This window comes from Streptomyces sp. NA02950, from assembly GCF_013364155.1.
Lineage (GTDB): Bacteria > Actinomycetota > Actinomycetes > Streptomycetales > Streptomycetaceae > Streptomyces.
In genome coordinates this window covers 8,159,172-8,177,558 of the sequence record NZ_CP054916.1, presented here as the reverse complement: position 1 = coordinate 8,177,558, position 18,387 = coordinate 8,159,172, and the positions used below count along the sequence as shown (strand labels likewise).

Annotated in this window: 17 protein-coding genes; 12 read left to right on the top strand and 5 right to left on the bottom strand. The window is 71.8% G+C overall.

What is annotated here, in order from left to right:
• Positions 1-521 precede the first annotated feature (521 nt).
• The 3 genes from HUT19_RS35395 to HUT19_RS35385 form a co-directional block, all read right to left on the bottom strand.
• Entirely contained in the window at positions 522-2,333 is a 1,812-nt protein-coding gene (locus HUT19_RS35395) for a glycoside hydrolase family 9 protein (RefSeq protein ID WP_368661752.1), read from the bottom strand.
• A 413-nt stretch (positions 2,334-2,746) separates the two neighbouring features.
• Positions 2,747-4,321 carry a glycerol-3-phosphate dehydrogenase/oxidase gene (locus tag HUT19_RS35390; protein ID WP_176184496.1) on the bottom strand — a complete coding sequence of 525 codons (1,575 nt, stop codon included), beginning with the start codon at positions 4,319-4,321 and terminating at the stop codon, positions 2,747-2,749.
• Complete coding sequence (locus tag HUT19_RS35385) at positions 4,318-4,917, bottom strand: TetR/AcrR family transcriptional regulator (protein ID WP_176184494.1); 600 nt, start codon at positions 4,915-4,917, stop codon at positions 4,318-4,320. The genes HUT19_RS35390 and HUT19_RS35385 overlap by 4 nt, the downstream gene beginning before the upstream one ends.
• A gap of 135 nt (positions 4,918-5,052) precedes the next feature.
• On the opposite strand from HUT19_RS35385, the gene HUT19_RS35380 reads away from it, so the two are divergent.
• The 7 genes from HUT19_RS35380 to HUT19_RS35350 all read left to right on the top strand — a co-directional run bounded on the left by HUT19_RS35380 (position 5,053) and on the right by HUT19_RS35350 (position 12,171).
• Positions 5,053-6,651: an FAD-binding oxidoreductase gene (locus tag HUT19_RS35380; protein ID WP_176187684.1), complete on the top strand. Its 1,599-nt coding sequence runs from the start codon at positions 5,053-5,055 to the stop codon at positions 6,649-6,651.
• A 2-nt stretch (positions 6,652-6,653) separates the two neighbouring features.
• Complete coding sequence (locus HUT19_RS35375) at positions 6,654-7,532, top strand: diacylglycerol kinase family protein (RefSeq protein WP_176184492.1); 879 nt, start codon at positions 6,654-6,656, stop codon at positions 7,530-7,532.
• Between the two features lie 108 nt (positions 7,533-7,640).
• Positions 7,641-8,141: an SRPBCC family protein gene (locus HUT19_RS35370; RefSeq protein ID WP_254885958.1), complete on the top strand. Its 501-nt coding sequence runs from the start codon at positions 7,641-7,643 to the stop codon at positions 8,139-8,141.
• A gap of 138 nt (positions 8,142-8,279) precedes the next feature.
• Positions 8,280-8,930, top strand: a complete 651-nt coding sequence (locus HUT19_RS35365; protein WP_176184490.1) for a hypothetical protein — start codon at positions 8,280-8,282, stop codon at positions 8,928-8,930.
• Positions 8,930-10,138, top strand: coding sequence for a sensor histidine kinase (locus HUT19_RS35360; protein WP_176184488.1), 1,209 nt, complete (start codon positions 8,930-8,932; stop codon positions 10,136-10,138). The genes HUT19_RS35365 and HUT19_RS35360 overlap by 1 nt, the downstream gene beginning before the upstream one ends.
• Positions 10,135-10,854, top strand: a complete 720-nt coding sequence (locus HUT19_RS35355) for a response regulator transcription factor (protein ID WP_176184486.1) — start codon at positions 10,135-10,137, stop codon at positions 10,852-10,854. The genes HUT19_RS35360 and HUT19_RS35355 overlap by 4 nt, the downstream gene beginning before the upstream one ends.
• Positions 10,855-10,950: 96 nt before the next feature.
• The gene (locus HUT19_RS35350) at positions 10,951-12,171 is read left to right on the top strand and encodes a serine hydrolase (protein WP_176184484.1); all 1,221 of its coding nucleotides are present in this window, start codon (positions 10,951-10,953) and stop codon (positions 12,169-12,171) included.
• Between the two features lie 101 nt (positions 12,172-12,272).
• Here the strand turns inward: HUT19_RS35350 and HUT19_RS35345 are convergent, their stop codons facing one another.
• Both HUT19_RS35345 and HUT19_RS35340 read right to left on the bottom strand, forming a co-directional pair.
• Positions 12,273-14,093: a SulP family inorganic anion transporter gene (locus HUT19_RS35345; RefSeq protein WP_254885957.1), complete on the bottom strand. Its 1,821-nt coding sequence runs from the start codon at positions 14,091-14,093 to the stop codon at positions 12,273-12,275.
• The gene (locus HUT19_RS35340) at positions 14,090-14,710 is read right to left on the bottom strand and encodes a carbonic anhydrase (protein ID WP_176184482.1); all 621 of its coding nucleotides are present in this window, start codon (positions 14,708-14,710) and stop codon (positions 14,090-14,092) included. The genes HUT19_RS35345 and HUT19_RS35340 overlap by 4 nt, the downstream gene beginning before the upstream one ends.
• A gap of 374 nt (positions 14,711-15,084) precedes the next feature.
• Between HUT19_RS35340 and HUT19_RS35335 the strand changes: the two genes are divergently transcribed.
• From HUT19_RS35335 to HUT19_RS35315, 5 genes are all read left to right on the top strand, one after another.
• Positions 15,085-15,390: an SseB family protein gene (locus tag HUT19_RS35335; protein WP_254885956.1), complete on the top strand. Its 306-nt coding sequence runs from the start codon at positions 15,085-15,087 to the stop codon at positions 15,388-15,390.
• A complete protein-coding gene (locus tag HUT19_RS35330; RefSeq protein ID WP_176184478.1) occupies positions 15,387-15,947 on the top strand; it encodes a hypothetical protein in 561 nt (186 codons plus the stop codon). Before HUT19_RS35335 ends, HUT19_RS35330 begins: the two co-directional genes overlap by 4 nt.
• A 184-nt stretch (positions 15,948-16,131) precedes the next feature.
• Positions 16,132-16,623, top strand: coding sequence for a hypothetical protein (locus HUT19_RS35325; protein ID WP_176184476.1), 492 nt, complete (start codon positions 16,132-16,134; stop codon positions 16,621-16,623).
• 149 nt (positions 16,624-16,772) lie between these two features.
• Positions 16,773-17,228, top strand: a complete 456-nt coding sequence (locus tag HUT19_RS35320) for an extracellular solute-binding protein (protein ID WP_217712318.1) — start codon at positions 16,773-16,775, stop codon at positions 17,226-17,228.
• Between the two features lie 352 nt (positions 17,229-17,580).
• Complete coding sequence (locus tag HUT19_RS35315; RefSeq protein ID WP_176184474.1) at positions 17,581-18,384, top strand: DeoR/GlpR family DNA-binding transcription regulator; 804 nt, start codon at positions 17,581-17,583, stop codon at positions 18,382-18,384.
• The last annotated feature ends 3 nt before the right edge of the window (positions 18,385-18,387 follow it).

Here is an 18,387-nt window from a genome sequence, read left to right as displayed (position 1 = left end):
ACCACAGGATGCCACGCACGAAAAACTTCAGAATGACATAATGACGTACCGGCGTCAGGTATTCAACGATGTATTCAATGACCCGCGAACAGGGCCGGATTCACCCGCGATCCCGGCGGGACGGCCGGGCCGAGGGCCGGGCACGGACCATGGATGACCTCGGATGACCTCGCAAGCGGAACCGAAACCGCCTGAATCCAATATTCCGGTTGCCCGGCCCGCTCAGCCTGTCGGTGTCACGTGCTATCACGGTCCGCATGACCACCACACCGTACGCGGAATTGTCGGGACTATCGATGAGTTCGCCACGGCGCTGGGCCCCATCGGCAGGCCGCCCGGCTTTACCGGCCGGTCTCCGTAAAGCCTTTGCAGGGACCAGGACGCGGAGCGGCACGTGATAACCCAATCGGCCCCCACCCTCGACCAGGACTTCCCTCGCGGCTTCGACGGTGCAGGGGGAACGGCGATGCGGCCGGCGAGCCGCCGGCCGCATCGCGTGCCCTCGTGACGTTGTGCGTCCGCTACCGCTCCTGATCGTCGATGTACGACGAGATCCAGGCCAGCGGCGCGTTCCAGTTGATGGTGATCTCGTTGGTGGAGAACGCCATGATGTCGTCGGTGTAGCACATCGCCGGGGCGCAGCCCTTCAGCTTCTTCTTGGCGACGGGGTCCTCGAGCCCGGAGTTCGGGCCTCCGGCCAGCGAACCCGGTGCCGGGTGCGGCAGCTTGGCGTTCAGCTGGTGCGCCCAGAAGCGGTGGTGCTGGTTGTGCGAGTCCCGTTCGCCGTAGCCGGTGACGTAGGACTGGTTGAGCGGGTTTCCGCCCAGCAGGTAGTCCATGCCGCGCAGCACCGCGTCCCGGTAGCGGGTCTTGCCGGTCAGGTCGTGCGCGGTGGCGAGAACGACCATGTTGTTCAGCACCTGGCTGTTGGAGCCCCACTCGTACTTGCCGCCCTTGGGCGCGTACGGAACACCGTAGGCCGACTTCGCGGAGAACGAGGCGTAGCGGTCGGCGGCCTTGGCGACCACCGAGCGGACCGCGGCGCGCTGCTCGCCGGTGAGGTTGTTGGGCACGGTGGCCAGGTCGAGCGCGCCGAGCCCCGCCACCGACGACCAGGAGACTCCGCTGACGCGCGGGAAGAGCGCGTCGGCGTCGCCGTGCAGCGGTGAGGTGAGGACCGCCTTGCGGTAGGTGTCCTCGCCGGTGCTGATGAACAGCTCGGAGGCCGCCCAGTAGAACTCGTCCCGGACGTCGCGGTCGCCGTAGGCGCCGCCACCGATGGAATCCCCGTCGCCGGCGAGTTTCCTGGGGTGCGCCTTGGCCGCGGCCCACGCGGTGCGGGCCGCCTCCAGGCACCGGTCCGCGTACTGCGCGTCGTAGGGCCGGAAGAGGCGGGCGGCCTGCGCGGCGGTGGCCGCCAGGTTGAGCGTGGCCGCGGTGGACGGCGCATGCAGCTCACGCGGCTGCTTGTCCTGGTCCGGCCGGGTCGGCATCCCGGTCCACTGCTTGTCGTGCACCTTATGGAACGCCATCCCGGCGAGCGGCTTGCCCTTCGGCACCTGCATGCGCATCAGGAAGTCCATCTCCCAGCGGGCCTCGTCGAGGAGGTCCGGGGTGCCGTTGCCGCGCTCGGGCACCCGGAGCCGGCCGTCGCCGAACGGCGCGGCGTCGGCGCCCGGGGCGGTCAGGGTTCGCTCGTACGCGGACATCAGCTGAGCCACCGAGATGCCGCCGTTGACCACGTACTTGCCCTGGTCACCGGCGTCGTACCAGCCACCGGCGACATCGCGCCGGTAGTCGCACACGCCCTTCTGGCAGCGCGCGTCGGTGTCACCGCGCAGCGGGGCCTTCTTGTCGTGGCCCGCGGGGCGGGCGTACGCGTCCCCGACGAGCTTCTTGTCGATCTTGATACCGCTGCGGTTGTGGTAGAAGTACGCGAGCGCGTCGGAGCGCAGCGCGCCGTAGAGGTGGTCACCGATGGTGAACGGCTCGCTCTTCTGCCCGCCGACGGTGATGGTGTACCCCTTGCCCGCGGCGGTGACCTCGCTGAAGTCGAAGGTCTGGACGCGCTGGCCGGAGCTGCGGTCGATCCCCGCGGGGGTGGTGGTCCCACGGGCCCGCTCGATACCGTCGGCGTCCCGGAGGGTCCAGGTCAGGGGCTTGGTGGCGGGGGTGACGACCGTGCCCTTCCTGGGGCCGTGCGTCGGATAGCCGACCTGGTTCACGCGCACCGGGGAGCCGGTGTCGGCCTGGGGGCGGTCGGCCCCGGCGCCACGCGGACCGGAGTGGTCCGCGGCCACTGCCGCGGGTGCGGTCAGAGCGCCCAGGGCCAGCCCCGCGGCGACCGCGGCGCCCACGGTGCGCCGACGGCGGCCGGTCCGGTCGAGGGCAGGACGTGTCCGGGGAGCGGAGTGAATCAAGGCGTCAGTACTTCCGAAGCGGGGGCGGGGCAAAGGCAGCGCGGCGGCACGGCAGCCGCCGGTTGTGCTGCTGCTCGCCGATGGGGGTCCGAGGGAGTCACGGATACCTGCTGGATTCCACCGTGAGCGACGTTACGGACACGTCGCGCCACGTCGGTGCGGCTGTCCCGAGCGCGCGGCTCAGACCCTTCGACGGCTTTTTCCATACGCCAGAGACCCTAGGGAACCGACCTGGCCTGCGGCTTCGTACGGCTAGCCGACATTTGGGTGCACCAGTCGAACGACCCCGCCTCATTCAATTGAGGTAGCTGTCACCCCGTACGCCGTCACACCCGGTGGGCCACCGCCGCCAGCGCCTCGCGGGCCGCGTCCACCGCAGCGGTCCGGTCCTCGGGGACCAGGCCGATCCGGGTGCGGCGGTCGAGCAGGTCGGACTCGTCGAGGGCGCCTTCGTGGCGTACGGCCCACAGGAGTTCGGCGCGAGTGGTCCGGACCCCGTCGGCCACCGGTTCGGCGAGGTGGGGGTCGGCGTCGGCCAGGGCCTGGACGGCGGGGGCCTCGGTGCCATAGCGGTCGACCAGCCTGCGGGGCGCGGCCAGGGCGGCCAGGGCGGGCCGGGGGGCGGCGCCCACCAGGGGGAGGCGGGAGGTGCGGCAGGGCCCGGGCGCGTCCAGGCGGCCCGCGGTGAGTGCGGCGTCCACGGCGTCCTGAGCCATCCGGCGGTAGGTGGTGAGTTTGCCGCCGACGACGGTCACCACGCCCTCGGCGGAGGTGAGGACGGCGTGGCGGCGGGAGATGTCGGCGGTGCGGGTGGTGTGGTCCGTCTCCAGCAGGGGGCGCAGCCCCGCGAAGGCGCCGGCCACGTCCTCGCGGCGGACGGGCACGTCGAGCACGGATCCCAGGATGTCCAGCAGGAAGCCGATGTCGGACTCCGGCGCCTCGGGGACGTCCGGCAGCGGGCCGTCCACCGGCTCGTCCGTCAGCCCCACGTAGACGCGGCCGTCGTCCTGGGGGATCACCAGGACGAAGCGGTTGGTCTCCCCGGGGACGGGGATGTGCAGTCCGGTGCGCAAGCCCCCCAGGCTCTCGGCGCGGAGCACCAGATGGGTGCCGCGGGAGGGGCGGAGCCGGATGCCCTCGGTCAGCCCGGCGGCCCAGACACCGGTGGCGTTGATGACGGTCCGGGCCCGGATCCGGATCTCCTGTCCGGTGCGTTCGTCGCGGACCAGGGCCTCCCCGCCGGTGAGGGACAGGGCGCGGGTGCGGGTGAGCACCCGGGCGCCGTGTCCGGCGGCGGTGCGCGCGATGGCGGTCACCAGCCGGGCGTCGTCGGCGAGTTGGCCGTCCCAGGACAGCAGTCCGCCGCGCAGGCCCTGCCGCCGCAGCCCGGGCGCCGCGGCCAGGGTCTCGACGGCGGACAGCCGCCGGGGGGCGGGCAGGGTGGCGCGGCCGGTGCGCGCGGACAGCCGCAGCGCATCACCGGCGCGCAGCCCGGCGCGCACCAGCGCGGCGTTGCGGTGCGAGGTGAGGGCGGTCAGCGGCATCACGAAGGACTGGGCGCGCACCAGGTGCGGGGCGGTGCGCTCCATCAGCGCGCCGCGCTCCACCGCGCTCTCATAGGCCACGCCGACATCTCCGGTGGCCAGATAGCGCAGTCCGCCGTGGACCAGCTTGGAGCTCCAGCGAGAGGTGCCGAAGGCCAGGTCGTGCGCGTCCACCGCGGCGACCGACAGGCCCCGCGAGGCGGCGTCCAGGGCGGCTCCGGCGCCGGTGATACCGAGGCCCACGACCAGCACGTCGACGAGGGCGCCGGCGCCGCCGGCGGCCAGCTCCTCCAGTTCCCGGGAGCGGCGCGCGGCGGTGAGGGAGTGGTCGGGGCGGGGGCCTGCGGCAGCACTCATGGGGCGAGGATCCTTTCCAGGATGCGGCGGACTTCCGCGTAGAAGGCGGTGTCGTCCAGTTCGGGATCGGTGTCGTCGGTCATGGTCTGCAGGGACAGGGCGAACGACTGGAGCACCAGCACCAGGGCACGGGCCTGCCGCACCGGGTGGTCCTCCCGGACCGAGCCGTCCGCGTGGCCGCGCCGCAGCGCCTCCTCGATGAGCTCCAGCAGCCGGTTCTGGCTCGCGCCGCGGCGGTCGAAGAGGTACGGGAGCATCAACTCGGGGTCGACGTCGAGGATCTTGCGGAGCAGCGGGTGGGCGCGCAGCGCCCGGAGCCCGCCGACCAGGGCGTCGACGAGCGGGACGTCCGCCGACCCGAGCGGGCCCGGCCGCGGCACGGACCCCACGGTGACGGCCAGCCATTCCCGGGTCATGAGGTCGCCGACCAGCCCCCGTACGTCGGGCCAGCGCCGGTAGAGCGTCATCCGGGACACGCCCGCGCGGCGCGCGACGTCGGTCAGGGTCGTCCGCCGTACGCCGACGGCCAGCACACAGTCCCGTGCGGCGTCGAGCACGGCATCGTCATGCCGAGAGGTGTTGCGTTTGGACGTCATCTGTCACAGTGTAACGGCCCCCCCCGGGATGCGGCGCCGGGCGAAGGCCGGGGCCGCCCCGGGTGCGAGCGATCCGCACCGAGAAGCACGGCTGAGCCGCACGGAGAAGCGAGGAATCAGGTGGAGTCGACAGACATGCTGTGGAACGGCTGGGGCGATCCGGACCGGGCGGCGCCGCTGCCCGAGCCGGTCGTCGGCCTGCTGGGCGAACTGCTCGGCGTACGGCCGTCCGACGGCCGCTCCGTCGCCCTGGAGGCCGTCGAGCCCCGCGCCTCCCGGCTCACCGGGGACGCGCGCGAGGCGTTCGCCCGGATCGTGGGCGCGGACCACGTCCGCACCGACGGCGAGAGCCGGATCCGCCGCACCCGCGGCAAGTCCACGCCCGACCTGCTGCACATCCGGTCCGGCGCCGTCGACGACGCCCCCGACGCGGTGGTGCGGCCCGGCAGCCACGACGAGGTCGTGGCCGTCCTGCGGCTGTGCGCCGAACACCGGATCGCGGTCGTCCCCTTCGGCGGCGGCACCAGCGTCGTCGGTGGTCTGGCCCCCGGCGGTCACGGCTGCTTCGTCTCGCTCGACCTGCGCCGGATGAACCGGCTGACCGACCTGGACACCGTCTCCCGCACCGCGGTGCTCGAACCCGGTCTGCGCGGGCCCGAGGCCGAGGCGCTGCTCGCCGAACGCGGCTACACCCTGGGCCACTTCCCGCAGTCCTTCGAGTGGGCGACGATCGGCGGATTCGCCGCCGCGCGCTCCAGCGGCCAGGCGTCGGCGGGCTACGGCCGCTTCGACGACATGGTGACCGCCCTGCGCGTGGCCACGCCCGAGGGCACCTGGGAGACCGGGCGCAGCGCCCCGCGCTCGGCCGCCGGACCGGATCTGCGCCACCTGGTGCTGGGGTCCGAGGGCGCCTTCGGTGTGATCACCTCGGTGACCGTGCGGATCCGACCGCGCCCCGCCACCCGTGTCTACGAGGGCTGGCGCTTCACCTCCTTCGAGGAGGGCCGGGACGCGTTGCGCGCCCTGGCCCAGGACGGTCCGCTGCCCACCGTGCTGCGGCTGTCGGACGAGACCGAGACCCTGGTGGGCCTGGCCGACCCCGCCGCCATCGGGAAGGGCGCCGCGGAGTCGGGGTGCCTGGCCATCGCCGGGTACGAGGGCAGCGCCGAGGAGGTGGCGGTCCGCAGGGAACGCGCCCACGCCGCGCTGCGCGCCCATGCGGGCACCTTCCTCGGGGAGGAGCCCGGCGAGAAGTGGAACCACGGCCGCTACTCCGCCCCGTATCTGCGCGACGCGCTGCTCGAGGCGGGCGCGTTCGCGGAGACGCTGGAGACCGCCGCGTACTGGTCGCAGATCCCCGCGCTCTACGAGAACGTGCGCACCGCGCTCACCACCGCCCTCACCGACGCGGGCACCCCGCCGGCGGTGCTGTGCCACATCTCCCACGTCTATCCGGCGGGCGCGTCGCTGTACTTCACCGTGCTCAGCGCCCAGGGCGACAAGCCCGAGGGCCACTGGGCGGGCGCCAAGCAGGCGGCCTGCGACGCGATCCTCGCCTCCGGCGGCACCATCAGCCACCACCACGGGGTGGGCACCGACCACCGGGCCTGGTACGCACAGGAGATCGGTCCGCTGGGCGTGGAGGTCCTGCACGCCGTGAAGAACCGGCTCGACCCGTCCGGCATCCTCAACCCGGGTATTCTCCTGCCGCCCCTGACGTCCCCCGGAGCGTAGCCATGCGCCACTTCACCGCCGTCGTCAAACCCACCTCGGGGAGTTCGGGCAGCGAGTCCCTGGTCCCGCTGGCCCGTGCCCTCCGCGAGGGTGGCGCGGAGCTCGAAGTCGAGTACAGCCGCAGTCTCGGCCATGCGCGGGACCTGGCCCTGCGCGCGGCCGAACGGGACCGGGTCGTCCTCGGTGTGGGCGGCGACGGGCTGGCGGGGCGGGTCGTCGGCGCCCTGGCCGGGACCGACGCCGTCGCGGGCATCGTGCCCGCGGGCCGCGGCAATGACTTCGCCCGGGCGCTCGGGCTGCCCGAGAACGTGGCGGACCTCGCCGAAGTACTGCTGCACGCCGAACCCGTGAAGACCGACGCCATCGAGGTCGAGTCCGCCGTTCACCAGCGGATGGCGGCCCTGGGCAGTGTGTACGCGGGCGTCGACGCGCTGGCCAACCGCCACGCCGACGCCTACCGCGCCCTGGGCGGCGCCGCCTCGTACTACGTGGGCGGACTGCGGGCGGTCACCACCTGGCGGCCCGTCCGGTACCGCATCACCATCGACGGCACCGTGCACGAACGCAGCGGATACACCGTGGTGGCGGCCAACTCCGGCTACTACGGCTTCGGCCGGCAGATCGCGCCCGGCGCCTCCGTGCGCGACGGCGTGCTCGACGTGGTGGTCATCCACCACGCGTCGCGGCTGCTGTTCTTCAGCATGATGAACGAACTCAAGACCGGACGGCACATCCGGCGGCCGGAGGTGGAGATCCTGCACGGGCGCGAGGTGCGGATCGAGGCCGACCGGGAGCTGCCCTACGGCGCCGACGGCGAGGTGGAGGCCGAACTGCCGGTGACGGCACGGGTGTTGCCCGGGGCGCTGAACCTGTTGTGCTGAAGCTGGTGTGCTGAAGCTGGTGTGCTGAAGCTGGTGTGCTGAAGCTGGTGTGCTGAAGCCGTTGTGTCCACCGGCAGCACCGATGGAGGAGCCGATGAGGAGAGGCCGATGACAGGAGCGACGACGGACGACATGGTGTCCGAAACCCTGCGGATCGCCGTGCCACCGCGGGCGGTGTACGACACCGTGACCCGGGTGGCGGACATGGGCCGCTGGAGCCCCGAGTGCACCGGGGGCGAGGTCAAGGGCGGCGGTGGCGCCGCGGAGATACGCGCGGGCACCCTGTTCACCGGCCACAACCGCTCCGACCGGCGCCCGTGGTCGACCCGGTGCACCGTCACCGCGGCCGATCCCGGTGAGCGCTTCACCTTCGTCGTACGCGCGGTGGGCCTGCGTATCGCGGTCTGGAGCTACCGCTTCGAACCGCTCGACGAGGGCCGGGCCACCCAGGTCACCGAAACCTGGATCGACCAGCGCGGATGGCTGATGCGGCGGATCAGCCCGGTGGTCTCGGGGGTGCGCGACCGGGCCGGGTTCAACCGGCGCGGTATGCGGCAGACCCTGCGGCGGCTCAAGGAGGCTCTGGAGGAGGAACACCGGGCGTCCTGAGCGCGCGGAGTGGCGGGGCCCGGATCCAGCGCGCTTCCAGGTCGCAGCCCCGGGCCCCCGCGCGGAAACCGTGCGGCCCCGGGCCCCCGGGCGGAAACTGCGTGGGCGCGGTTCCCGCACCCGGGGTACGGTCCCGCCATGCCTCGATCAGAAGAGACCAGCCCCCGCCCCTCCCCCGTCACCGCGGACGACCTCGACCTCGCCGTACGGCTCGCCGTGGAGGTGCTGCGCACGGCATCCCCGGCCGCCTGGGACGGCAGGGCCGGGGCGCTGGACTGGGACTGCTGGGAGACGGCCGAGCACCTCAGCGACGACCTCTTCGCCTATGCCGCCCAACTGGGCCCGGCCACACCGCCGTTGGATGGCGAAGTGCCCTTCCTATGGGAGAGACGACGCCCCGGGGGCCCGGCGAACGCCATCCACGCCGACCGCGCGGCCGGATCCGCCGGGCTGCTGTGCGTACTCGAGGCGAGCGGTGCGCTGCTGGTGGCCATGGTGCGGTCGGCATCCCCGGACACCCGCGCCTACCACGTCTTCGGCAACGCGGACCCCGCGGGCTTCGCCGCGATGGGCATCGTGGAAACCCTGGTGCACACATACGACATGGCCGAGGGTCTCGGGCTCGTCTGGGACCCGCCCGCCGATCTGTGCACACGGGCACTGGCCCGGCTGTTCCGCGACGCCCCCACCACCACCGACCCATGGCTCACGCTGCTGTGGGCCACCGGCCGTGCCGAACTGCCCGGCCACCCCCGCCGCACCACCTGGCGCTGGGACGGCACACCGTAATGGGCCCCCGCCGACACCTGCGGCGTTGGTGGGAGGGGTGCCGGGCGCTGGGGGCGGCCAATCCCCTGGCGCTGGACATCGGGATCGCGCTCCTGGTCCAGGCGGCGATGACGATGCCGTTCGTGGTGCCACGCGCGCCCGAGCTCGAACCCGCGACCTGGCCCGCCTACGGGCTGACCACCCTCATGGTGCTCCCCCTGGTCTGGCGGCGGCGCGCACCCCTCGCCGTCCTGCTGGCGATCGTGGCGGCCGGCGCCCTGTACCAACTGGCGCTGGACGGTCCCGGGCAGCCGCTGCCGTACCCCGGGCTCGTGGTCGTCTACACCGTCGCCGCCCTGTCGCCCCCGCGGAAACGGCTGGCCACCGGGCTACTGATGCTGGTGGCCGTGCCGGTGTCGGTGTGGCTCAACACCCGGTCGGCGCGTGAACTGTCCTTCGCCGCCTTCGTGTTCGCGGCGGCCTATGTCTTCGGGCGGCTCACCGACGCCCGCCGGCGGGCGAACCGGATCGAGGCCGAGCAGGCCGCCGCCCGCGAACGGGCCCGGATCGCACGCGAGATGCATGACATCCTCTCCCATGCGGTGAGCCTGATGATCGTGCAGGCGGAGGCCGGCCCGGTGGCGGTGCGCACGGCCCCCGAGCGGGCGGAGGCCGCCTTCGACGCGATCTCCGAAACGGGCCGGGGCGCCATGGCGGAACTGCGCCGGATGCTCGGGGTACTGCGCGCGGGCGACGAGCCGGACGGCGGCGCCGCCGCTCCGCGTGAACCGCAACCCGACCTCGCCGGACTGCCCGATCTCCTGGACCGGGTACGGGCCGGCGGTCTCGAGGTGGTGTACCGGACGACGGGGGCGGTACGGCCACTGCCGGACGCGACCGGTGCGACCGGGTACCGGATCGTCCAGGAGGCGCTGACGAACACGGTCAAGCACGCGGCCGCCCGCACCGTGGCGGTCCATCTCGCCTACGGTGAAGACGAGTTGGAGATCCGGGTGACGGACGACGGGCGCGGGCCGCAGCCCGGTCCGGGTGGCGGCCACGGTCTGGTCGGTGTGCGGGAGCGGGCGGCGGCGCACGGCGGTACGGCGGTGACCGGGCCGGGCCCGGACGGCCGGGGCTTCGAGGTGCGGGTGCGGATCCCCGTACCGTCCCGCGCCGCCACCCCGGTATCGGCCCCCGTACCATCCGCGGCGGAGGTGGCACATTGACGATCCGTGTGGTGGTGGCCGACGACCAGGAGCTGGTGCGCAGCGGCTTCGCCATGATCCTGGACGTCCAGCCGGACATCGAGGTGGTGGCGGAGGCGGGCGACGGGGCCGAGGCGGTCGAGGCGGTGCGGCGGCACTCGCCCGATGTGGCGCTGCTGGACATCCGGATGCCACGCGTGGACGGCATCGACGCCTGCCGCACGATCAGCGCGGACAGCGCCTGCCGGACGGTGATGCTGACGACCTTCGACTCCGACGAGTATGTGTACGAGGCGCTGCACGCGGGCGCGAGTGGCTTTCTGCTGAAGGACGTACGCCGTCACGACCTGGTCCATGCGGTACGGGTGGTGGCCCGCGGCGACTCGCTGCTCGCGCCGTCCGTGGCCCGGCGCCTGGTGGAGCAGTACACCCGGTCGGCCGTCCGGCCGCGCCGACCCGACCCCCGGCTGGAGGTGCTGACCGGTCGGGAGCGGGAGACCCTGCTGTTGCTCGCACGAGGCCTGTCGAACGCCGAGATCGCCACGGAGCTGACGGTCAGCGATCACACGGTCAAGACCCATGTCGGCAATGTGCTCGCCAAGCTGGGGCTGCGGGACCGGATCCAGGCGGTGATCTGCGCGTACGAGACGGGGCTGGTCGCGGCGGGGTCGGCGGGAGCTCCCCCGCCCGGGGGAGCCCCCGGTCCCGGTTCCTCCCCCGCGTCGGCGAGGAACTGACGCGGGAAGACCGGCTGCGCGGGCGATCCGCGCATCGTCGCCGGTCAGCAGGATGGGAGCCATCGACAACACCGGCTCATGTCCATGGAGTTGACCATGCGCGGCACACCGTTCGAGAAGACCACCTCCCGCACCCTGCCGGCCGCGGCGCTCGTACTGAGCGTCGTGGCGGGCCCGGCGGCCCTTGCGGCCGACGCGACGGCGGCGGCCGGCGCCGTCCCCTCCCCCGCGGCCTCGACCCCTGCTTCGCCGTCGGCCCCGGCAGCGCCCTCGAAGTCCGCCCTGGAGGATGCCATCGCGGGCCTCCCGACGGCGGACACCACGGCCGCGCTGGTACGGGTCGGAGGCACCGAGGGTGTGTGGCGGGGCAGTGCGGGTGTGCACGATCTGAAGAGCCACCGCCCGGCCGATCCGGACGCCCGTTTCCGCGCCGGTTCCGTCACCAAGGTGTTCACGGCGGCGGTCGCCCTGCAACTGGCCGCCGAGGGCCGGCTCGATCTGGACCGTACCGCCCGCTCGTATCTGCCCGAGCTGATCCCGGCCTCGTACGGGCAGGTCACGGTCCGGCAGTTGCTCAATCACACCCATGGCATCCCGGCCGCCGACGTCCCCGGGGACACCGTCGAGGAGTGGTACGCCGACCGCTTCCGGATTTACCGCCCGGAGGAGATGGTCCGCTCGGCGACGGCGAAGAAGCGCGAGTTCGCGCCGGGTACCGAGCAGCACTACCTCAACATCGGCTACACCATCGCCGGGCTGCTGATCGAGCGGGTCACGGGCGACACGTACGAACACCAGGTGGCCCGCCGGGTACTGCGCCCGCTCGGACTGCGCGACACCTCGTACCCGGGGACGGACCCGCGCATCAGCGGCCCGCACAACCACGGTTACCAGAGGATGCGGCTGGACGACGGCACGACCGGGCTGCGCGATGTGTCGGTGTGGGGGCCGACGGACGGCTGGGCGGCCGGGGACATCATCTCGACCACGGCCGACCTGGAGCGTTTCACCCGAGCCCTGTTCGCCGGCCGAGTGGTGCGCGGGCCGCTCCTGGAAGAGATGTTCACCCTGCCGAAGGTGAAGGACGGCACCAGCGGCGCCCCGGCCGCGTACTCCGTCGGACTGGCCATGAAGAAGCTGGGCGGCCGCGAGGTGTGGGGCAAGTCGGGCGGCCGCTGGGGCTACAACACGGCCATCGCCGCCACCCGCGGCGGCTCCCGCACCCTGGTCTACAGCGTCAATTCCACCGACGCCAAGGGCCATGACATGAACGAGGTGGCGATGAACCTCATGGTCGCGGCCTTCGGCAACCCGTAGCCGCAGGAGCCCCGGAGGGCGGGCCGCGGGGCATCCCGGCACCCTCCGCCGGGCCCGCCCCGGCGGGGGTCGGGGCGGGGACGGCGGGCGGTGCCGGGAGATCAGCGGGGCGTGCGCCCCGTCGCGGACCTGAGGTCGTCCTCCCATTCCTGCCAGTCGGATCGCTCCGTGGGGTGGGCGTCGAGGTCGAGCCACCGCGCCGTGGGTCCGGTGACGGTGGGCGCTTCCGCGGTGGGGGCCGAGGCGGGAGGGGCTTGTGCGGCGGGCGCGGTCGCCGTGGAGGGGACCTGGCCCGGCATCAGCAGATCGACCCGGGTGCCCTTGGCCCGCTGCTGCTCCGCGAATTCGGTGATCTGGCTGTGGCAGGCGTGGTCGAGGTGGGTGGCGCCCGAGAGGTCGAGTCGAAGGTGTGGGGTGTCCGCTTCCCCGGCGGCCTCGAGGGTCTCGATGAGACGGGGAAGCCGGAGGAAAGTGGCGTTGCCGGTGAGGGTGACGGTCGTGGTGTCACCTTCGGTGTGGTGTGTGACGACGGCTTGGGACATGCGCAGGGCGGCGAGGATCATTCCCGCGGCCAGACCGGTCAGAACACCTTCGAGCAGTGCGGTGGCGAAGATGACAAGCGTGGTGAGGGTCATGACACCGAACTCACCCCGGTCCTGGCGCCACATCTTCGGGAACTCCGCGGGAGCGAAGAGCTTCCAGCCGCTGTGGACCAGGACTCCGGCCAGTACGGAAATCGGGATCAGAGCCAGGACCTGCGGCAGCAACAGCGCGAAGGCGAGCAGCCACAGCCCGTGCAGGGTGCGCGAGAGCCTGGTCTTCGCACCGGCGTGGACATTGGCCGAACTGCGGGCCACCACCGCGGTGATGGGGAGGGCGCCGAGCACTCCGGCCACGGTGTTACCGGTGCCCTGGGCGATGAGTTCGGCGTTGTAGCGGGTGCGGGGACCGCTGTGCATCCGGTCGACGGCCGCGGCCGTGAACAGCGACTCGGCGGAGGCGATGACGGTGAAGGTCAGGATCGAGGTGATGATCCCGACATCCGCCAGCCCGGCGAACTCCTCGGCCCCCGGCAGATGCACGGAACCCAGCAGGTCACCGACCTGAAGTGTCTTCACCTCCACGCCCGGCAGGCTCGTCACGACGATGCCGACGCCCACCGCCACCAGGGCGGGCGGTATCTTCCCGGCCGCTCCGGGTGCGTTCTTCCAGACGAAGCTGAGCACCACGGTCGCGATGCCGAGGCCCGCGGCGATGAGGGCCTGCGGATTCTGCACGGTGTCCGCGACCAGGCCGGGGAGACCGGCCACGTTCTCGATCGGGGTACCGGGCGCCTTGGCGTCGGCCAGGGGGTAGGACTGGCTGAACATCAGCGGCAGTCCGATACCGGCGAGCATGCCCTGCACCACGGCCAGGGAGATGGCCTGGAAGACCCGCCCCAGCCGGACCAGGCCCAGGCTGATCTGAAGGATGCCGGTGCCCAGAACGATGATCCCGAGCATGGCCACACCATGCTCCAGCACCGTCTCGGCCACCAGGGCCGCCAGACCCGCCGCCGGTCCGCTGACCTGGAGGGTGCTGCCCCGGGCCATGCCGACGACCAGTCCGCCGATGACCCCGGAGATGATGCCCAGCTCGGCCGTGACACCGGACGCCACCGCCACCCCGATGCACAACGGCAGGGCGACGAGGAACACGACCAGCGACGCGGCGAAGTCGGTGGCCAGGTTCCCCCGGTCCCATCCGCTCTTCGCCCGACCGTCCTTCGCCTGACCGTCCTTCCCCGAGACGCGGCCCGCACGGGCCGCGTCGGTGGAAGTGTCAGCGGCGGGGGCGGTGGTGTGCGCGGTGTCCTTGACCGGCTGAGGTCCGCTGGGGGCTCGCCCTGGTTTTCGCCGGGGCCTGGCGTGGGCGCCACTCATGAGGCATGCTCCTGGAACAGCCCGTCAATGCCCAGCTCATACAGTCGGCCGGTGTCCACCTCGTAGTACCAGCCGTGCAGCCGCAGCCGCCCCGCCGCCACCCGTTCCCGCACTGCCGGGTACTGCGCCAGCACGGACAGCTGGTTGACCACATTGCGCTGGACCACCTCCGGCAGCGACGGCCCGTCCCCGCCGCCCTTCGCGGCGTCCCGTACCAGCAAGGGGGCGAGTCCGGGGCGGGCGAGCTCGAGCCAGGAGTCCACACCCGGCAGATCCGAGAGATCGGTCCCGGCTTGCAGTGCGCCCATGGCCCCGCAGTGCGAGTGGCCGCAGACAACAACGTCCTGAACGTTCAGCACCCGGAGCGCGTACTCAATGGTGGCGGCCTCACCCGATGCTCCGTGCCCGCCGGGCGGGGGGACGATATTCCCCGCGTTCCGCAGCTCGAATATCTCCCCGGGACGCGCCTCCATGATGAATGCGGGTATCACCCGCGAGTCGGAGCAGGTAATGAACAAAGCCTCCGGATTCTGCCCCTCCGCCAGCTTCCTGTATTCAGTACCCGCGAAATCCACCCGCTGCCTCAGCGAACGCGCACGGTCCAGCAATGCCTGCACGATTACCTCCCTGATTGGGGGTCAGACCGACGAGTCGGCCACGTACCGGCACCATATGAGGGCAACCAATAGGCGAAGGTTAGGGGAAGGCTAGGACAGTGCAAGAAAGCCCATTTGAGCGATGCATCACACCGACGGGGAATCCAGAGACGGCACCGTCCGCGTGCAGCCTTACCTTTCAGGCCACCGATGGAGCGGAAGCGCAACCGCACAGCGGTGGGCTTCGTCATGGGTACTGACGGCCCACCCCCAGCCGGAACATGGACCTGATGTGCGACGATCTCCGGTGGGTGGGCACACCTGGTAGCGACGGAGCGATACGGGGGAAAGACATGTCGTTGCGCGATTTGGTGCGTGATGAGGCGATTGCCTCGATGTCTCGTTCGGAACGGTTGACGGCGCTGCGCTCTGCGCGGCTGTACTTCCAAAGACCGGACGAGCCGGGCTTTTTGGTCTCCGAGACGGAGGACGGTCCGGTCGTCCCGGTCTTCACCTCGCTCGAGCGGCTCGCACTGTTCGCGGGCGTGTGCGGATGGGCCTCCACCACGCTCGAGGACGTGGTGGAGCTGCTGCCCGAGGGCGTACGCGCACTGGTCGACCCGCTGGGGCCACGCACCGTTCTGCTGGACGCGGCGTCACTGGAGGACAACAACGAGCAGACGCCGGAGGAAGACCAGTGAGCGACGGCCATGGCAAGGGTGGTCCGGGGGCGGAGGGTCCGAAGCCCGGTGACGGCTATCGGGTGGAGATCGCCTCGGTGCGGAGGGTGCTGACCCCGCTGGAGGAGTCGGTCGTCGCCGCGGGGAAGATCAAGAAGGACTGGAAGGCGCTGGCGGAGAGCATCGGGGTCACCGCGGACTTCGACATCTACTCCTCCTCGGAGAAGATGCTCTCCTCCTGGGGCTTCGGCATGGGGCGGGTCGCCGATCAGGCCAAGGTCGTGGTGGAAACCCTGCGACAGGTGATCGCCGCTTACATGCTCGCGGACCTTCTGCGCATCAAGGACTTCGCCCCCACCGAGGACAACATCGCCAAACTCCCCTTCGGCGAGCACGGAATGAAAGCGTGGAAGGACGGCTACCGGCCGAAGTTCGACCCGCCGCCGGAGATCTACCAGGAACCGTGGCTGGACGACGACGGCACCACCGTCACCGGAGACGTTCCCACCAACCCGCGGCTTCGATACGACGGCGGCGGCTGGGAGTCCGACGGCGGGGGGAAGGGAACCATCGCATGACCCGTCAGCAGGACGTCGCCGGCGCGGAACCCCTCGCTCAGGGGAGATGACCGGACCACTTCCGCCCGCCCAGCGGCTCTCGACGACACGCAGGGGCACAGGGGGCCAAGGAATGAGCATTTCATCTGAATCGCTCCTTAAGGTGGCGTCGTCACCGGACGCATATACCTCGTAGGAGGCCCGTATGCCCATCCTCAGATCACGCCACTGCCTCGCCGCCGGAACACTGCTCCTCGCCGCCGCCATGTCGGCACCGGCCATGGCCACGGAGCCGCGCGGGAGCGACAAGCAGACAATCCGTCTGTCGCTCGAGAACACAAGCCGTTTCGGAAACTTCGGCAACCAGGTGCCCGGTGCGGAATTCGGGAGTACGTCGAACGCCTTCCGGGAGCCGGAACACCGGGCGTTCGGCACGTTCGGCATTCAGTGCACCGTACTGCGGGCAACCAGGACCGAGGCCACGACCCAGTGTGTGGGCACGTTCGACACCCCGCACGGTCAGATCACCACCCAGGGCATCAAGACCCGCCCGGCCGGTGCCCCTCCCGGCGATTTCGACCAGGCCATCACGGGCGGCACCGGCAGGTACCGGCGTGCGGCGGGCTTTGTGACGATCTCCGCGAGCGCACCGGGCGGGGACGATACGGCGGTGCTGCACATCGTCAAGCTCCGGTAGCCACTGGCGACACCGATCCATCCGCGGGGTGCCCTCCTGTTGGGGGCACCCCCGCACTTCCGCGCGGGGCGAGTTCGTGGTGGGGCGGGGCGGCCCGTACCGCGTGACCGTCGCCGGCCGCGGCACATCACCCCATGACAACGGCCTTGATGCCGGTCGAGCCCGCGACCGCGGACAGCGGGCTCAGCGCCGCCTTCCGCGCCGGACGCATCGCGATGTGCCCCCACTGGCACGAGTACGCGGCGTCCGACGAGGCCGCCATGCCCGGCAAGCTGGGCTACGCCCGGCTGCCGAAGGGCCCGGTCCGCCCGGCCGGGATGTACGGCGGCACCGGTATCGCCATCTCGCACCTCATCCCGCCCCGGCGCCGAAGGGCCGCCTGGCTGTTCCTGAACTGGGCCACCGCCCCGCGGACCCAGCTGGCCAACCTGACGAGCAGAGCGGGCGGCGGCACCCCCACCCGCACCTGCGTGTACGCGATGCCACGTGTCACCGCGGCCGAGCACCGGCCCTCCACGATGCCCACCATGCTCTCCACACGCGCCGTACGTCAGGCGTGGGATCCAGAACATCGGACTCAGGCCGAAGATCCCCAGGTGGGCTGAGTGCGACACGGCCATTTACACCGAGCTGTCCGGGGTGCTCGCCGGGGACACCTCGCCCGCCGCGGCGATGCGCGCCGCCGCCGACCGCATCGACCGCGTCACCGCCCGCGGGCGGGCGAACTGACGATGGACACGTCTTCGGCCACATCCCCTGCGCCGGAAGCGGAGGTGGAGGCGCCGGTCATCGCACCGGTACGGTCTGGAGCGACGGGAGGATCAGGAGGATCAGGAGGAACGGAAGGAAGCGGAGCGGGACACCGACCGGATCCGCCCGCGACCGTAGGACCATCAAGCCGCTGGTGTGCCCGGGAACGGGCCGAACCGCGCCTGGCGCGGAGGGGAAGGAGGCCGTATGCCGGCCAAGGCACGGCTGTCGCAGGCCGCCGTCGAGGAGCGGCGCCAGGCCGTCCTGCGCCATGTGGTCGAGCGGGGCGAGATCCGCATCGACGACCTGGCCACACACTTCGGCGTGAGTCTGATGACGATGCACCGCGACCTCGACGACCTGGCCGCCCGTCATCTGCTGCGCAAGGAACGCGGGCGGGCCGTCGCCTTCCCCGCCCTCACCATGGAGACGGCCACCCGCTTCCGGGAGAGCGCCCGGCTGGCGGCGAAGACCGCGCTGTGCGCCGCGGTGGCCGACCGGATCTCTCCGGGGAACACCCTGCTGCTCGACGACTCCACCACCCTCTACCCGCTGGCCGATGTCCTGGCGTCGGTCCGCCAACTCACCGTCGTCACCAACTCGGTGGGCCTCGCCCAGCGGCTGAGCGGCGCGGCCGAGGTGGACATCACCCTGCTGGGCGGGCGCTACAACGGCGAGTTCAACTGCTGCACCGGCCCCGATGTTGTCAGTGCCCTGTCCCGGATCCGCGCCGATCTCGCCCTGACGTCGGCCACCGCGATCCTGGAGGGGCGGCTGTTCCATCCGCTGCGGGAGTACGCCGAGATCAAGGAGGCGATGCTCGCCTCCGCGAACCGGTCCCTGCTGCTGGCCGACCACTCCAAGTTCGGCAGGACGGCCACGTACGCGTACGGCACGGCCGCCGTCTACGACGCGGTGCTCACCGACACCGGTACACCGGAGGAGGAGATCGCGGCCATCCGTGGCCTCGGGGTGCGCGTGGAGCGGGTGGCCCCGGACGAACCCGCCTGACCC

Coding starts and splice junctions, on each gene's coding strand:
- HUT19_RS35390 (WP_176184496.1), bottom strand. CDS start 4,321: ATGAGTGCTGCCGCAGGCCCCCGCCCCGACCACTCCCTCACCGCCGCG.
- HUT19_RS35385 (WP_176184494.1), bottom strand. CDS start 4,917: ATGACGTCCAAACGCAACACCTCTCGGCATGACGATGCCGTGCTCGAC.
- HUT19_RS35380 (WP_176187684.1), top strand. CDS start 5,053: ATGCTGTGGAACGGCTGGGGCGATCCGGACCGGGCGGCGCCGCTGCCC.
- HUT19_RS35375 (WP_176184492.1), top strand. CDS start 6,654: ATGCGCCACTTCACCGCCGTCGTCAAACCCACCTCGGGGAGTTCGGGC.
- HUT19_RS35370 (WP_254885958.1), top strand. CDS start 7,641: ATGACAGGAGCGACGACGGACGACATGGTGTCCGAAACCCTGCGGATC.
- HUT19_RS35365 (WP_176184490.1), top strand. CDS start 8,280: ATGCCTCGATCAGAAGAGACCAGCCCCCGCCCCTCCCCCGTCACCGCG.
- HUT19_RS35360 (WP_176184488.1), top strand. CDS start 8,930: ATGGGCCCCCGCCGACACCTGCGGCGTTGGTGGGAGGGGTGCCGGGCG.
- HUT19_RS35350 (WP_176184484.1), top strand. CDS start 10,951: ATGCGCGGCACACCGTTCGAGAAGACCACCTCCCGCACCCTGCCGGCC.
- HUT19_RS35345 (WP_254885957.1), bottom strand. CDS start 14,093: ATGAGTGGCGCCCACGCCAGGCCCCGGCGAAAACCAGGGCGAGCCCCC.
- HUT19_RS35335 (WP_254885956.1), top strand. CDS start 15,085: ATGTCTCGTTCGGAACGGTTGACGGCGCTGCGCTCTGCGCGGCTGTAC.
- HUT19_RS35325 (WP_176184476.1), top strand. CDS start 16,132: ATGCCCATCCTCAGATCACGCCACTGCCTCGCCGCCGGAACACTGCTC.
- HUT19_RS35320 (WP_217712318.1), top strand. CDS start 16,773: ATGCCGGTCGAGCCCGCGACCGCGGACAGCGGGCTCAGCGCCGCCTTC.
- HUT19_RS35315 (WP_176184474.1), top strand. CDS start 17,581: ATGCCGGCCAAGGCACGGCTGTCGCAGGCCGCCGTCGAGGAGCGGCGC.